This is a genomic window from Luteimonas huabeiensis HB2 (assembly GCF_000559025.1).
Classification (GTDB): Bacteria; Pseudomonadota; Gammaproteobacteria; order Xanthomonadales; family Xanthomonadaceae; genus Luteimonas; species Luteimonas huabeiensis.
Genome location: NZ_JAAN01000017.1, coordinates 22560 through 36968, shown reverse-complemented (window position 1 = coordinate 36968; position 14409 = coordinate 22560). Strand labels below are relative to the sequence as shown.

Annotated in this window: 13 protein-coding genes and 1 tRNA gene; 10 read left to right on the top strand and 4 right to left on the bottom strand. The window is 73.1% G+C overall.

Features of this window, described 5'->3' with window-relative positions; all coding sequences use genetic code 11:
• A partial coding sequence (locus tag Z164_RS0106945) for an IPT/TIG domain-containing protein (protein ID WP_201769576.1) occupies positions 1–1270 on the bottom strand: 1270 nt, incomplete at its 3' end.
• Positions 1271–1365: 95 nt separating this feature from the next.
• Here Z164_RS0106945 and Z164_RS0106940 point away from each other — a divergent pair.
• Entirely contained in the window at positions 1366–2382 is a 1017-nt protein-coding gene (locus Z164_RS0106940) for a cytochrome-c peroxidase (RefSeq protein WP_081770108.1), read from the top strand.
• A 6-nt stretch (positions 2383–2388) separates the two neighbouring features.
• On the opposite strand, the gene Z164_RS0106935 is transcribed toward Z164_RS0106940, so the two are convergent.
• Together Z164_RS0106935 and Z164_RS0106930 are read right to left on the bottom strand one after the other, a co-directional pair.
• On the bottom strand, positions 2389–2847 hold the full coding sequence (locus tag Z164_RS0106935; protein WP_024889983.1) for a hypothetical protein: 459 nt from the start codon (positions 2845–2847) through the stop codon (positions 2389–2391).
• 93 nt (positions 2848–2940) lie between these two features.
• On the bottom strand, positions 2941–4788 hold the full coding sequence (locus Z164_RS0106930) for an SUMF1/EgtB/PvdO family nonheme iron enzyme (protein ID WP_024889982.1): 1848 nt from the start codon (positions 4786–4788) through the stop codon (positions 2941–2943).
• Positions 4789–4930: 142 nt separating this feature from the next.
• On the opposite strand from Z164_RS0106930, the gene rnd reads away from it, so the two are divergent.
• From rnd to Z164_RS0106900, 6 genes are all read left to right on the top strand, one after another.
• Positions 4931–6028 carry a ribonuclease D gene (gene rnd / locus Z164_RS0106925; protein WP_024889981.1) on the top strand — a complete coding sequence of 366 codons (1098 nt, stop codon included), beginning with the start codon at positions 4931–4933 and terminating at the stop codon, positions 6026–6028.
• Positions 6029–6080: 52 nt separating this feature from the next.
• Positions 6081–6156 (top strand) — tRNA-Ala (locus tag Z164_RS0106920).
• Between the two features lie 176 nt (positions 6157–6332).
• Complete coding sequence (locus tag Z164_RS0106915; RefSeq protein WP_024889980.1) at positions 6333–7067, top strand: DUF3348 family protein; 735 nt, start codon at positions 6333–6335, stop codon at positions 7065–7067.
• Positions 7048–9144 (top strand): DUF802 domain-containing protein, encoded by a 2097-nt coding sequence (locus Z164_RS0106910; protein WP_024889979.1) that lies wholly within the window; start codon positions 7048–7050, stop codon positions 9142–9144. Before Z164_RS0106915 ends, Z164_RS0106910 begins: the two co-directional genes overlap by 20 nt.
• The gene (locus Z164_RS0106905) at positions 9141–9794 is read left to right on the top strand and encodes an OmpA family protein (RefSeq protein WP_024889978.1); all 654 of its coding nucleotides are present in this window, start codon (positions 9141–9143) and stop codon (positions 9792–9794) included. The genes Z164_RS0106910 and Z164_RS0106905 overlap by 4 nt, the downstream gene beginning before the upstream one ends.
• On the top strand, positions 9784–10404 hold the full coding sequence (locus tag Z164_RS0106900; protein ID WP_024889977.1) for a DUF2894 domain-containing protein: 621 nt from the start codon (positions 9784–9786) through the stop codon (positions 10402–10404). The genes Z164_RS0106905 and Z164_RS0106900 overlap by 11 nt, the downstream gene beginning before the upstream one ends.
• A 326-nt stretch (positions 10405–10730) precedes the next feature.
• Here Z164_RS0106900 and Z164_RS0106895 read toward each other — a convergent pair whose 3' ends face one another.
• A complete protein-coding gene (locus Z164_RS0106895) occupies positions 10731–11657 on the bottom strand; it encodes a LysR family transcriptional regulator (RefSeq protein WP_024889976.1) in 927 nt (308 codons plus the stop codon).
• 178 nt (positions 11658–11835) lie between these two features.
• On the opposite strand from Z164_RS0106895, the gene Z164_RS0106890 reads away from it, so the two are divergent.
• The 3 genes from Z164_RS0106890 to catA all read left to right on the top strand — a co-directional run bounded on the left by Z164_RS0106890 (position 11836) and on the right by catA (position 14332).
• The gene (locus tag Z164_RS0106890; RefSeq protein ID WP_024889975.1) at positions 11836–13020 is read left to right on the top strand and encodes a muconate/chloromuconate family cycloisomerase; all 1185 of its coding nucleotides are present in this window, start codon (positions 11836–11838) and stop codon (positions 13018–13020) included.
• A gap of 3 nt (positions 13021–13023) precedes the next feature.
• Positions 13024–13314, top strand: coding sequence for a muconolactone Delta-isomerase (catC, locus tag Z164_RS0106885; RefSeq protein ID WP_024889974.1), 291 nt, complete (start codon positions 13024–13026; stop codon positions 13312–13314).
• Between the two features lie 82 nt (positions 13315–13396).
• Entirely contained in the window at positions 13397–14332 is a 936-nt protein-coding gene (gene catA, locus Z164_RS0106880; RefSeq protein WP_024889973.1) for a catechol 1,2-dioxygenase, read from the top strand.
• Positions 14333–14409 lie beyond the last annotated feature (77 nt).

Below are 14409 nucleotides of genomic sequence, written 5' to 3'. Positions count from 1 at the left end.
CCACCAGGTCGCTGATGCCCAGACCCAGATGCTGGCCGGCCGACGCGTTGAACGTTTTCCGCACCCGCTGCCCCGGTGTTGCGGTAGCGGCTTCGATCACGTCGCCATCGCTTGCGACAGCCGCGGCACGTTCGATCCGAAGCGCCCACGTGGCCGGCCCGGCGGCGGGCTTGAGCAGTAGCAGATAGGTCCCGGTGGCTGGCAGAACGGGCAGCAGTGCGGTGGGGTTGGTTGCTGTCGCCGTGCCGGTGCCTAGTTGGCGATTCACCGGATCGTACAGCGTGTACGCAACGTTTCCAGCCAGTTGCGCGAACTGGCCAGCCAGGTAGTCGCCCGCCACGGCGTCGAAGAGGACAGCGACGTATTCGCCGGTGCTGGCGATCGCGAGCTGCTCGGCCGGGGCATCGACTTCGAGGCGCTTCGCCTGTGCCACCAGCGCCGGATCGACGCTCCCCGGGACGACCACGACATCCTGCTGGCTGGTGGCGGTACCGTAGGACGTGCCGACGGTCACCTTGCCGCTGCCGGTCACGGCAGGGATCGGAAAGACGACCTGGGTGTCGGTCACCGTCGTGGGGAGAGCCGGGCGCAGGTTGAGCCGGATCGTGGTCTGGCCCACGACCGGCTGCAGCGACGCGCCATCGACGGTGATCGGCGTGCCGACCGCGCCGATCAGCGGCGAGACCGAGTGGATGACGGGCGGGCGCAACGACTCGTCGACGACGAACGGGGTGGCGCTGCTGGCGATCTGCCCCCCCACTTCCACGGTGAGCGGGCCAGTGGTCGCGCCAGCAGGCACGATCGCGGTCAGCTCGTTGAAGGCGGCAGCTTCGATCTGCGCAGGTGCGCCGTTGAAGCTCAGAGCGTTGCCTGCGGGATCGGGAGCAAAGCCGTGACCCTGGATACGCACCTGCGCGCCGGGCGCACCGCGCGTGGGGCTGAAGGCGAAGACGGCGAGGTCGTCGGGGCCGAGACGTTGGACTTCGGCGAGGTTGCCCATGACGTCGTAGACGTAGCGGGCGGACTGGCCGGCATCGTTGGTGGCCACGACCAGACGGCCGTTGGCATCGTAGACGTAGGTGGTGGCGAACGCCCAGCCGGCGACGGCCAGGCCGGCGACGATGGCCAGTGCGGCCAACAGATGCATCAGCGCCCAGCCGCTTGCGCCGAAACCCGTGCGCCGGAAACCGCGCCAGGTGGCACTCCGCCCCACTCTCTCCATGACGCTCCCCTTGAGCACGCGGCGATCCTGCCCGCGTTCCTGATCCATTGCGCGCCCCCTGGCGCGTCCCCGCGGCAAGTCTTACTCTGTGCCGAAGGATCAGTCAAGCGGCACTTGACTGGCTTGGAGACGCAAGGGGCAGGATGCGCAGGTTCTGGTGGTTTCCGTTGCTGTTGGCGCTGGTCGCGTGTGCGCGTGTGGGACCGGCCGGGTCCGGGGCGCCCGAGGCACTCGCCACGATCGGGGCGCGGCTGTTCGCCGACCCGCGCCTGAGTGCCGACGGCACGACCAGCTGCGCGACCTGCCACGATCCGGCGCTGGCGTTCACCGACGCGCGAGCGGTCTCGGTCGGCGTGTTCGGCCGGGCTGGTACGCGCAATGCGCCCAGCCTGCTCGACCTGGACCACGACCATGCATTGTTCTGGGAGGGCCGCGAAACCGACCTTGCGCAGGCGGTGTTGCAGCCCTTCACCAATCCCACGGAACTGGGGCACGCCGACCTGCAGGCCGTCGTGGATGCGGTGCGTGCGCTACCCACCTATCGGGAAGATTTCGAGAAGGCGATCGGTCGCGCGGCGCCGGAGGCGGGCGATATCGGCGCGGCCCTGGTTGCGTACCTGCAGCGCCTGGACCGCGGCAGCACCCGCTTCGAGCGCGCGCAGCGGGACGGACGGCTCGATGCCTTGCTTTCGCAAGAGGAGCGCGCCGGGCTGGCGCTGTTCTCCGGCAAGGCGCAGTGCGCGAGCTGCCACACGCTAGGCGACAACGGCGGTCCGTTCACGGACCATCGCTTCCATCATGCCGGCATCGGATTCGAGCGGATCGCGGGCAACCTGGCGCCGTTGCTTTCGCGGATCGACGACGCGCGAAAAGCCGGCGCACCGATGGGGCAACTGATACTACAGGACGCGGAGGTCGCCGAACTCGGGCGCTTCGTGGTGAGCGGGAATGCGCAGGACATCGGGGCATTCCGCACACCGACATTGCGCAACGTGGCCAACACCGCGCCTTACATGCACGATGGCAGCGTGCCCACGTTGGAGGCCGCGATCGAACGCGAGCTGTACTACCGCGGCCTCTTCACCGGTCGGCCGGTCCAGCTCACCGTGGAGGAGCAGCGCCAGCTGGCTGCGTTCCTGCGCACGCTGAGCATCGAGTAGGCCGCCTCATTCCGGTCCGGTGGCGAGTTCCGCAGGATGGATTTCCAGTTCCTGGTGCCCGGCGAGATTTCCATCCAGCGTCACCTCGACCAGATACCGACCCGGCGTCCAAGGCGCTTCGCGCTCGAAGCGGACGATGTGTTCCTCGCTACCGCCCGCCTCCAGCCGCACGGTCTCGGCCCCCACCGTCTGGCCGTCGGCCAGCGCGATGAGCTTGACCTCGAGCGCAGAGCCGGCGGCCGCATGGCCGGCGGTCCGCAGGACGATTTCGACCGGATCGGTGGGCGTGGCCGGCCTTGGCGAGGCCGCGGCGCCCGGCGGGCCGGCGATGATCTCGGCCACACGCAGCGGCTCGGCGGCCTGGGGGCTGGACGTCGCTTCGTCGGTCGAGGCCGGCCGGCAGGCGGTTGCCAGGACGAGAAGGCCGGCGGACAGGAGGGCGGTGGCGAGGCGCTGGGCGGACATGGGCTTTCCTTGGCGATGAACGGATGCCCCACATCCTAGCGCGCGACCGGCCGAAATCATCCGCACGACGGCGCTTCGAATGCCGTCCCGCGGCTAGATCTCCCGCACCACCCGGAAGCCGATGCGGGCGTTGGTGGTGTCGCGCTGGGCGGGGGTGCGCCAGGCGGAGCGGACCTGGTCGGGGGCGCTGGCCCAGGAGCCGCCGCGGATGACGTGGTTGCGGCAGCCGGGATTGACCCAGGGCGAGGCGTCGGCGGGGGCGCGGCGGTAGTTGTCGTGCCAGCAGTCGGCGACCCATTCGCTGAGGTTGCCGGCCAGGTCGTGCACGCCCCAGCGGTTGGCCGCGAAGCGGCCGACCGGGGCCGGCCCCCAGTAGCCGTCGCCGTAGCCGGGGAAGGCATTGCTCCAGCGCCGGCCGCCGGGCGAGCGGTCGAGCTCGCCGGTCAGGTTGCCGGCGCCTTCGGGCGGCGCGCCCTCGCCCCAGGGATAGGGGCCGTCGCCGCCGGCGCGCAGCGCGTATTCGAATTCCGCCTCGCTGGGCAGGCGATAGCGCTGGCCGCTCTCTTCCGAAAGCCAGTCGGCGTACGCGGCGGCGTCCACCGCGCTGACGTGCAGCACCGGCGCGTCGTCGCGGGCCTGGCGGCCGAATTCGTCGTGGCGCCAGTCCACGCCGCTGCGGCGCACGAAGTTGCCGCTGCGCTCGTCGTAGACCATCGAGAAGCCGCGCCGCGCCGAGCGGGTCTGGTAGCCGGTGGCGTCGACGAAGCGCCGGTACTGGCCCACGGTGGTCTCGGTGACCGCCATCGCGAAGCCGCGGTCGAAGCGGATGTTGCGCTGCGGGCGCTCGCTGTCCGACGAGCCGGGCTCCCCGGCCGGGGCGCCCATGGTGAAGGCGCCGTGCGGTATCACGATCATGCGCGGTCCGCGCGCGCCGCCGGCCAGCGCGTCGGTGAACACCTGTCCGGGCCGGAACAGGCCGTAATGCACGGCCAGGTCGATGCGCTCGCGCAGGTCCGCGGCCAGCGGATCGCCGGGCGCGGCGATCAGCAGCAGCTCGGCCAGGATCGCGCGCGCCTTGGCGATGCCGTCGTATTCCGACAGCGCGGCCACGCCCTCGTCGCGCAGGCGGGCGATGCGCAGCGCGCGCAGGCGCTCCAGGCGCTCGCGCGCGTCGGGCACCGTCTCCATCTCCGGCCGGATCGCCTGCGCATGATCCAGCCACTGCGAGGCGACCGCGAACTCGCCTTCGGCGGCGGCATCCTCGGCGCGGCGGATCAGCGCGCTCTCGACCGCGGCGAGGTTCTGCATCGCGCGCGGCTGTTCCGGCGCCAGTTCCAGCGCCTCGCGCAGCTTGGGCAGCGCGCCCTCGCCCGATTCGCCCAGGCGCCCGGCCTCCAGGTCGGCCTCGGCGCCGCGGTTGAGTTCCCACAGCCGGTCGGCCACGTCCACGCGCTGCAGATAGGCCTGGGTCGCCTCGTCCTGCGGCCAGACCGTACGCGCCACCGCCGCCGCGCCGCGCGCGCGGCGCAGCGCCTCGGCGTCGTCGCCGCTGTCGGCCAGCGCCGCGTCGCCGTGCGCAATCAGCTGTTCGCGCGCGCGCTCCAGCGCCTTGCGCGCGCCCGCGTCCTCGGGCTCGCGCTCGAGCACCGCCAGCAATAGCGGGATCGCGGCGTCCTCGCCTTCGTAGAGGCGGTCGGCCTCCAGCGCCGACTGCGCGCGCTCGCGCGCCGCCTCCAGCGCATCGGGCGCGTCCTCGAGCTTCACCGCCGGGCGCCGCCAGGTCAGCGCCGCGGCGGCGGAGTCGTCGCCGCTGATGGTCACGCTGCCCGACGGCGCCCGGCCCGGGTCGTCCGCCGCATCCGCGTCCGGCGCCCGCTCGCGCGAACAGGCCGCGCACAGCGCGAGCAGCAGGGCGAGGACGACGGCGGTATCGCGGCGCAAATCGGGCTCCCGGCGGGGCCCCCGGGGGGCCGGAGCCTGCGACGGTAGGGCCGCCCCGCGGACGCGTCAATCGGCCGCCGGCCGGCACCCGGCCGTGAAGGGACCGCGCTCCGCGGCGCTCGGCACGCTCTAAACTGGCGCCATGCCACGACTCCAGACCCGCTGGATCTCCGATCCCCGCACCCTTGCCGAACGCCTCGCCCACCCGCCCGCCCGCGTCGGCCTGGACACCGAATTCATCCGCGAACGCACCTACTGGCCGCAGCTGGCGCTGGTGCAGCTGGCCATCGACGACGAGATCCTGCTGATCGACCCGCTGGTGCCCGGCATGCCCGAGGCGCTGCGGCCGCTGCTGGACGATCCGCAGGTGCTGAAGATCATGCACAGCGCCGGCGAGGACCTGATCGCGTTCGCGCACGCCTGCGGCACCGTGCCCGCGCCGCTGTACGACACCCAGGTGGCCGCGGCGCTGGCCGGGGTGGCCGCGGGCATCGGCTACCAGAAGCTGGTGCTGGAGACGACCGGCCAGGCGCTGGCCAAGGGCGAGACCCGCTCGGACTGGCTGCGTCGCCCGCTGTCGGAGGCCCAGCTCGACTACGCCGCCGACGACGTGCTGCACCTGCTGGCGCTGCACGACGCGCTCGATGCGCGGGTGCGCGCGCTGGGCCGCGGCGACTGGCTGGCCGAGGACTGCGCGCGCCAGGTCGCGCTGGCGCGGGCAGGCGAAGGCGAGCGCTGGCCGCACCTGTCGGTGCGCGCGGCGCAGTACCTCGACCCGCCCGCCCAGCACCGCCTGCTGCGCCTCTTGCGCTGGCGCGAGCGCTACGCGCGCGAGCGCGATCGCCCGCGCAACTGGGTGCTCGACCCGGAACTGGCGGTGCAATTGGCGCGCGAGGCGCCGGCCGACGCGCAGGCACTGCAACGCACGCTGGACCGCCACCCGAAGTCCCCGCGCAAGCTGACCGGGCAGCTCCTGCAGGCCCTGCACACGCCGCTGCCCGACGAGACCGCGGCGCCGGCGCCGCGCACCGAAGAAGTGGACCGCAAGGCGCTGCGGCGCCTGCAGGAGGCGGTCGCCGCGCGCTCGGCCGAACTCGGCCTGCCCGACGGCGTGCTCGCCTCGCGGCGATGGCTGGAGGCGCTGCTGGAACGCGGCGAGTGGCCGGGCGCGCTGTCGGGCTGGCGCCGCGCGCAGCTGGAGCCGGCGCTGGCGCCGCTGCTGGCGGCCGAACGCGCCTGATCGCGCAGGCTCTTGGCGGCGCCGCGCCGGTCTGTATAATGCGCAGCCTCGTGGGGCGGTAGCTCAGCTGGGAGAGCGTCGCGTTCGCAATGCGAAGGTCGGGAGTTCGATCCTCCTCCGCTCCACCAACTTTCCAGCCGGAACAGCGTCTCGCGCGGCCCGTGCGAGGCGCTGATTCGTTTTGGGAGGACGCCATCGGCGGCCGCCGCGCCGCGGATCGGTACGCCGGCACCGGGCCGGCGCCCGGCTTCCGCCGCGCGGCGCCGGGCCAATCGCCTCCCTTGTCCGTACGACGAACGACCGCATGGTGCAGACCTCAAGACGCACGACGCTCAGCAGCCCCACGTTCGTCCGCCAGCTCGCCCGCCTGACCGGCGTCGAGCCGGCAGCGCCCCGGCAATCGCCGACCGAGCGCCTGGGCCAGTGGCTCGACTGGACCCACGCGATCGCGCTGGCCGCCGCGCTCGACGCCCCGCCCGCCGGGACCGGCGAGACCTCAACGACGGACGATGCCGAGGCGGAGTGCGCCGCCGTGCGCGCCGCGCTGCAGACGGCGATCGCCGACGATCCGGCGTTCTCCTCCACCGAGGTCGGCGCCGACGCCGCGCTCGATTCCGCGTTCTTCCGCCAGCGCTACCTCGCCCTGCAGCGGACCATGGACGCGCGCATCGGCCGCCTGCGCGGCCGCCTGCGCGAGCGCCTGGCCGCGGCCGGCGGGGAATCGGCGCGCCTGGCCGCGGTGGACGCGGCGCTGGAACGCGCGCTCGCACGGCGCGAGCAGTCGCTGCTGGCGGCCGTGCCCGGCCTGCTCGACGCGCGCTTCGCGCAGGCGCGGCAGAACGATGCCGGCGCTGGCGATCGCGATACCGATGGCGACGGCGGCCCGACCGCCACGCCCGCCGCGCAACTGGAGGCGTTCCGCCGCGACATGCGCGGCCTGCTGCTCGCCGAACTCGACGCCCGCCTGCAACCGGTGGAGGGCCTGCTCGCCGCCCTCCGCCCACGCGAACCTGGACACCATGCACAGATACCTGCTTGATCTCGCCGTCTTCATCGCCGGCCTGGCGACCGTGGGCTGGATCGGGGCCGGCTATGCCGGCGCGAACCCGCTCGCGCTCGTCGTCGTCGCGCTGATCCTGGCCTGCTACCTGGCCGGTGCGTTCGAGCTGTACCGCTATCGCCAGGCCACCGCCACGCTGGAGCGCGCCGTCGCCGACCTGTCCGGGCCGCCGCCGGCGCTCGGCGACTGGCTCGAGCGCCTGCATCCGTCGCTGCGCAACGCGGTCCGGCTGCGCATCGAGGGCGAGCGCGCGGCGCTGCCGGCGCCGGCGCTGACGCCGTACCTGGTCGGCCTGCTGGTGCTGCTGGGCATGCTCGGCACCCTGCTCGGCATGATGGCGACGCTGCGCGGCACCGGCTCGGCGCTGCAGAGCGCCTCCGACCTGGCGGCGATCCGCGAGGCGCTGTCGGCGCCGGTATCGGGGCTGGCCTTCGCCTTCGGCACCTCGATCGCGGGCGTGGCCGCCTCGGCGATGCTCGGGCTGCTGGCCGCGCTGCGCCGGCGCGAGCGCACCCACGCGGTGCGCGTCCTGGATGCGAAGATCGCGACCGCCCTGCGCGTGCACTCGCAGGCTCACCAGCGCGAGGAAGCGTTCCGGCTGCTGCAGCGCCAGGCCGAGGCGATGCCGGCGCTGGTGGAGCAACTGCAGGCGACGATGGCGGCGATCGAGCGCCGCAGCGCGGAGGCGGAACAGCGCCAGGCCGCCGGGCAGCAGGCGTTCCACGAGCGCACCGAGGCGGTCTACGCGGGCCTGGCGGCATCAGTGGAACGTTCGCTGCAGGAGAGCGTCGCCGGCAGCGCGCGCGCCGCCGCCGCCGCGCTGCAGCCGGCGGTCGAGGCGACGATGGCGGCGCTGTCGCGCGAGGCCGCGGCGCTGCACGAGACCGTCGCGCAGTCCGTGCAGCGGCAGCTCGATGCGCTGACCACCGGCTTCGAGACCGCCACCGCGACCGTGGCGCAGCGCTGGGAGCAGGCACTGGCCGCGCAGCAGCGCGCCGAGGAAGCGAGAGCCCGCGACCTGCGCGAAACGCTGGACGGTTTTTCTGCGACCTTCGAGCAGCGCTCGAGCGCGCTGCTGGAAGGCGTCTCCACGCGACTGGAGGCGACCGCCGGGCGCGTGGCCGAGGATTGGCGCCAGGCGCTGGCGCGCCGGGAGGACGCCCACGCCGCCGAGGCCGAGCGCCACGGGCAGGCGCTGGCGGCGGCTTCCGCCGCCTTCGAGACCCACGCCGCGTCGCTGGCCGAGGGCGTGGGGGCCGCGCACGCGCGGCTGCAGGCCGCGCTGGCCGAGCAGGATCGCGAGCGTCTGTCGGCCTGGACCGATGCGCTGGGCGCGACCGTCGCCGCCCTGCGCGAGGACTGGGCGCAGGCGGGCGCGCAGGCGGCGCAGCGCCAGCAGGCGATCTGCGACACGCTGGAGCGCACCGCCGCCGAACTCGCGCAGACGACCCAGGCGCAGGCGCGCGAGACCATCGCCGAGGCCTCGCGCCTGCTGCAGACGGCGGCGGAAGCGCCGAAGGCGGCGGCCGAGGTCGTCGCCGAGCTGCGGGCCCGGCTTTCGGACAGCATGGCGCGCGATACCGCGATGCTGGAGGAACGCAACCAGCTCATGGCCACCCTGGGCACCCTGCTCGACGCGGTGAACCACGCCTCCACCGAGCAGCGCGCCGCGATCGACGCGCTGGTCGCGACCACGGCCGACCTGCTGGAGCGCGTCGGCGGACGCTTCGATGCGCAGGTCGGCGCCGGCACCGGCCGGATCGACGCTGCGGCCGCGCAGATCGCCGCCGGCGCGGTCGAGGTCGCCAGCCTGGGCGAAGCGCTGGGCGCCGCGGTGGCGGCGTTCGGCGAATCCAGCGGGCTGCTGGCCGAGCGCCTGCAGCGCATCGAGGACGCGCTGGAGAAGTCGCTCGCGCGCAGCGACGAGCAGCTGGCCTACTACGTCGCCCAGGCGCGCGAGGTGGTGGACCTGAGCATGCTGGCGCAGCGCCAGATCGTGGAGGACCTGCAGCAGCTCGCCGATGCGCGCACCGGCGCCGGGGCCGAGGCGGCATGAGCGCGGAGGTCGAACTCGGCGCGGACGATGCCGACCTCGCGGTCCCGGTGTGGGCCGGCTTCGGCGATCTGATGTCGGTGCTGCTGGGCGCCTTCATGCTGATCCTGGTCGGCGCGATCGGCATGCAGCTGCTGCTGGCCCACCGGCTGGACGAGGAAGTCCGCCAGCGCGAGGCCGAGACCCAGCGGCTGCGGACGCTGGAGCAGGCGCTGGCCGGGCCGCTCGCGGCCGGCCGGGTGACCCTGGTGGACGGCCGCATCGGCATCCGCGGCAGCGTGCTGTTCGCGCTCAACTCCGACCGGCTGCAGCCGGAGGGGCGCGAGGTGATCGCGAGCCTGGCCGGCCCGCTGGCCGAATACCTGGGCGCGCGCCAGGAGATCCTGATGGTCAGCGGCTTCACCGACGACCGCCCGATCCACGAAGGCAACCGCCGCTATGCCGACAACTGGGAACTCTCCGCCCAGCGCGCGCTGACCGTGACCCGTGCGCTGATCGAGGCCGGGCTGCCGGCCTCGTCGGTGTTCGCCGCCGCCTTCGGCGCCGAGCAGCCGGTCGGCCCGAACGACGACGAGGCCGGCCGCGCGCGCAACCGCCGCGTCGAGATCGCACCGGTCCCGCGGCCGTCGCCCACGCCCGCCGATGCGCGCTGACGACGCCGCTGCGACGCTCGCCGCGTGGCGCGCCGCCGGCGCCGACCGCCTGGACCCATGGCGCTTGCGCCGTATCGAGGCGATGCATCGGCGCGCGGCGCAACACGACGGCCAGGCGCGCCGCCTGCTCGACGCGCGACTGGCCGCGCTGATCGCGGACTACGCGGCGGACCTCGCCAACACGCCGGAGCGCGCGGATGCGCCGACGTGCGCGCCGGTCGCGCGCGGGCCGCTCGGCGCACTGGCCGATGCGCTGGCGCAGCGCGCCGCCGCGCGCGAGCCGGACCGCGCGACCGGAGGCCGCGGCCTCGCCGAGCCCGCAGCGCTGGACGCGCTGCGCGGGCTGTGGACGCAGATCCGCGCGCAGAGCCAGTTGCGCCGCTCGCTGGCGCACGCGCCCGAGGATGCCGGGCCGCTCAATTCCGACCGCCTAGTGCACCGCGCGCTGTTGCTGATGCGCGAACGCTCGCCGGGCTACCTTCAGCACTTCCTGTCCCATCTCGACACCCTGTGCTGGCTGGAACCGGTCGGCGGCGGCACCGCGCCCACGGTGCCCGACGCGCCCCGCGCCGCCGCCGCGAAGCGCCCGCGCAGGCGCGCGCCACGCTAGGCCGTATCGACATTCAGCGCGCGAAAGGCGCTCTCTTGGAGGCACGCTGTCTTTTGCCTGTCTCCCGCAAGCGGGGGAGCATTCTGTTTTTTCCTTCCCCGCAAGCGGGGCCACACTGTTTTTCCCTTCCCCCGCGAGCGGGGGAAGGTGCCGAAGGCGGATGGGGGCACGCCGCAATGATCCCGCTTGCGGGAGAAGGGACGAGATGCGCCCGCTTGGGGGAGAAGGAACGACATGAGCCCGCTTGCGGGAGAAAGGACGATACGCTCCCGCTCGCGGGAGAAGGGGCGGCTTCGCCGCTGCCGGCCGCTCCCGATCCGGCCGGCCTATACCGCCGGCGGCGTGTGCGGCGGTGCTTCCATCCACGGCGGCGATTCGGCGTACATCTCCTGGCAGATCGCGCGGATCTGGTCGGCCAGACCGGAGTCGTCGTTCCGGCGATGGCTCAGGATGATCGGCGAGGTCACCCGCTCGTCGTCGATCAGCCGGTAGTGCAGGTCGCGGCGCATGCTGCGGGCCGAGGCCGGCAGCACGCAGATGCCGCTTTCCGCCGCGACCAGACCGAGCGCGGTGTGCAGCTCGCGCACTTCCTGCAGCGATTCGACGTGCAGCGCGTGATCGCGCAGCAGCGATAGCACCTCGTCGGCGAAGCTCGGCCTGGGCGTGCTCGGGTAGATGATCAGGCGCTGCTCGGCCAGCCCCGATACCGGCAACGCCTCGTGCCGGGAGGCGAGCGGATGCGACGGCGGGATCGCGACCACCAGCCGCTCCTCGCGCAGCACCTGGCGCACGATGCCGTCGTCGCTGCTGCGGATGCGGCCGAAGCCGACGTCGATGCGGCCGGTCTTCAGCGCCTCCACCTGCTGCACCGACATGATCTCCAGCAGGCGCACGTCGAGGTCGGTGCGGCGCTGGCGCAGCCGCCGCACCACGGTCGGCAGCCCGCCGTACAACGTGGACGCGACGAAGCCCAGCGTGACCACGCGGCGCTCGCTGCGCCCCACGCGCCGCGTGCCCTCCTTCATCTGCTCCACGCGCCCCAGGATCTGCAGCGCCTCCTCGTAGAACAGGCGACCGGCATCGGTCAGCCGCAGCGGTCGCGTGCGCTGCAGCAGCAGCACGCCCAGTTCCTCCTCCAGCTGCTGGATCTGCCGGCTCAGCGGCGGCTGCGCCATGTGCAGCGCCTGCGCGGCGCGGGTGAAGTTGCGCGCCTTGGCGACGGCGATGAAGGCCCTGAGCTGTCGCAGATCCACATCCGGCTCCGTTGCGGCGGCGGCCGATGCTAGGCCGGGAGAACTATATTCGCAAGATATGTTGCGCCGCACCAACACGCGCAGCCAATGGATTCCAGAAGCTAAATACCGCAAAGGTATCGAACGAGACCAACTTCGTCTTGGACACGACGCCCCGGCGCACGTAGAAAACTGCGCCATGCAACGCACACTCATTCCGTTCCCGCAGGCACCGACCGTCGAACGCGTCGAGACCTGCCTGCTCGACCTGCCCACGCTGCGCCCGCACCGCCTGTCCATGGCCACCATGCACGGCCAGACCGTGATGCTGGTGCGGGTGTACTGCTCCGACGGCGTCGTCGGCATCGGCGAGGGCACCACCATCGCCGGGCTGTCCTACGGCCCCGAGAGCCCGGAGAGCATGCAGTCGGCCGTCGACCTCTACATCGCGCCGGCGATCCTGGGCGCCGACGCCACCCGCGTGCAGGCGCTGATGCAGCGCGTGGGCCAGCGGGTGAAGGGCAACCACTTCGCCCGGAGCGCGGTGGAGACCGCCCTGCTCGACGCGCACGGCAAGCGCACCGGCCTGCCGGTCAGCGAATTGCTCGGCGGTCGCGTGCGCGACCGCCTGCCGGTGGCGTGGACCCTGGCCTCGGGCGACACCGCGCGCGACATCGAAGAAGCCGAGCGCATGCTCGACGCGCGCCGCCACCGGGTGTTCAAGCTCAAGATCGGCGCGCGACCGCTGCGCGAGGACATCGCCCACGTCGGCGCGATCAAGCGCGCGATCGGCGATCGCGGCTCGGTGCGCGTGGACGTCAACATGGCCTGGACCGAGCTCGAGGCCGCGCAAGGGCTGCCGGCGCTGGCCGACGCCGGCTGCGAGCTGGTCGAGCAGCCGGTGGCGTCCGCCGCGGCGCTCGCGCGGCTGGCCCGGCGCTTCCCGATCGCGCTGATGGCCGACGAATCGCTGCATGGGCCGGCCTCCGCGTTCGAGCTGGCCAGCGCCGCGGGCGCCGACGTGTTCGCGGTCAAGGTCGAGCAGTCCGGCGGCCTGTACGCCGCGCAGCGGGTGGCGGCGATCGCCGATGCCGCGGGCATCGGCCTGTACGGCGGCACGATGCTGGAAGGCGCGGTCGGTACCGCGGCGTCCGCGCATGCCTTCGCCACCTTCCCCGCGCTGCAGTGGGGGACCGAGCTGTTCGGGCCGCTGCTGCTGACCGAGGAAATCCTCGCCGAGCCCCTGGCCTACGCCGATTTCCACCTGGCCGTGCCCGACGGCCCGGGACTGGGCATCGCGCTCGACGAGGACCGCGTGCGCCATTTCCGCCGCGATGGCCGCGGCGCCCGCACCGTCGTCCCCTGCACCGCCGCCGGAGGTTGACCGATGCTGTTCCACGTGAGGATGGACGTGCGCCTGCCGCACGATCTCGACCCCGAACTGGCCGCCCGGCTCAAGGCCGACGAGAAGGCCCGCTTCCAGGAGCTGCAGCGCAGCGGCCGATGGCGCCACATCTGGCGGGTGGTGGGCGAGTACGCCAACGTCAGCGTGTTCGACGTCGACAGCAACGCCGAGCTGCATTCGCTGCTGCTCTCGCTGCCCCTGTTCCCGTACATGCGCATCGCGGTCACGCCGCTGTGCCGGCATCCCTCGTCCCTCCACGAGGACGACCGCTAGCCGAACGATCCAGGGCGCTTCCTCCGGGAGGGGAAGTCTCGAGGCAGCCGACACGCAACCAAGAGAGAGAGAGGAAAACGAAATGAGCGTCAAGATCTTCGATACCCCGGAGGTGCAGGACTTCCTGCGCAAGGTCAGCGGACTCGACCAGACCGACGGCGATCCCCGCACCAAGCGGATCGTCCACCGCATCCTGTCCGACCTGTACCGTGCCATCGACGACCTCGACGTCACCCCCGACGAGTACTGGGCGGGCATCGCCTGGATCAACGAGCTGGGCGCCGCCGGCCAGGCCGGGCTGATCTCGCCGGGCCTGGGCCTGGACCACTTCCTCGACCTGCGGCTGGACGCGCTCGACGCCGCGCTGGGCATCGAGAACCGCACCCCGCGCACCATCGAGGGCCCGCTGTACGTGGCCGGCGCCCCGGTGGTGGAGGGCTTCGCCCGCCTCGACGACGGCCGCGACCGCAACGGCCATACCTTGATCATGCACGGCGTGGTCAGGGGCAGCGACGGCGAGCCGGTGGCGGGCGCGCGGGTGGAGGTGTGGCACTGCGATACCCGCGGCTTCTACTCGCACTTCGATCCCACCGGCGAGCAAGCGCCGTTCAACATGCGCCGCACGATCATCGCCGACGATCGGGGCCGGTACGGCTTCCGCAGCATCGTGCCCAAGGGCTACGGCGTGCCGCCGGGCAGCCCGACCGAGCGCCTGCTGTCCGCGCTCGGCCGGCACGGCCAGCGCCCCGCGCACATCCATTTCTTCGTCAGCGCCGAAGGCCACCGCAAGCTGACGACCCAGATCAACATCGCCGGCGACCCGCTGGTCAACGACGACTTCGCCCACGCCACCCGGGACGGCCTGGTCCCGCAGATCGTCGAACGCGACGACGAGGCCGGCATGCGCGCCTACGGCCTGGACGGCCCGTTCGCCGAGATCGCCTTCGACTTCTGGCTCAGCCCGCTCGTCGACGGCGTCGACAACCAGGTCGTCGAGCGAGTCCGCGCCTGCGCTTGATCCGCACCGCGGGGCGCGCCCAGGCCGTCCCGCGCACCGCCTGTTCCTTGCGCCCGGCGCCTCCGCCGCCGCACGCG

Excerpts from the sequence above, each read along its gene's own strand:
- Z164_RS0106910 (WP_024889979.1), top strand. The coding sequence starts at position 7,048 with ATGCACAGATACCTGCTTGATCTCGCCGTCTTCATCGCCGGCCTGGCG.
- Z164_RS0106890 (WP_024889975.1), top strand. The coding sequence starts at position 11,836 with ATGCAACGCACACTCATTCCGTTCCCGCAGGCACCGACCGTCGAACGC.
- Z164_RS0106900 (WP_024889977.1), top strand. The coding sequence starts at position 9,784 with ATGCGCGCTGACGACGCCGCTGCGACGCTCGCCGCGTGGCGCGCCGCC.
- catA (WP_024889973.1), top strand. The coding sequence starts at position 13,397 with ATGAGCGTCAAGATCTTCGATACCCCGGAGGTGCAGGACTTCCTGCGC.
- rnd (WP_024889981.1), top strand. The coding sequence starts at position 4,931 with ATGCCACGACTCCAGACCCGCTGGATCTCCGATCCCCGCACCCTTGCC.
- Z164_RS0106940 (WP_081770108.1), top strand. The coding sequence starts at position 1,366 with ATGCGCAGGTTCTGGTGGTTTCCGTTGCTGTTGGCGCTGGTCGCGTGT.
- Z164_RS0106905 (WP_024889978.1), top strand. The coding sequence starts at position 9,141 with ATGAGCGCGGAGGTCGAACTCGGCGCGGACGATGCCGACCTCGCGGTC.
- Z164_RS0106935 (WP_024889983.1), bottom strand. The coding sequence starts at position 2,847 with ATGTCCGCCCAGCGCCTCGCCACCGCCCTCCTGTCCGCCGGCCTTCTC.
- catC (WP_024889974.1), top strand. The coding sequence starts at position 13,024 with ATGCTGTTCCACGTGAGGATGGACGTGCGCCTGCCGCACGATCTCGAC.
- Z164_RS0106915 (WP_024889980.1), top strand. The coding sequence starts at position 6,333 with ATGGTGCAGACCTCAAGACGCACGACGCTCAGCAGCCCCACGTTCGTC.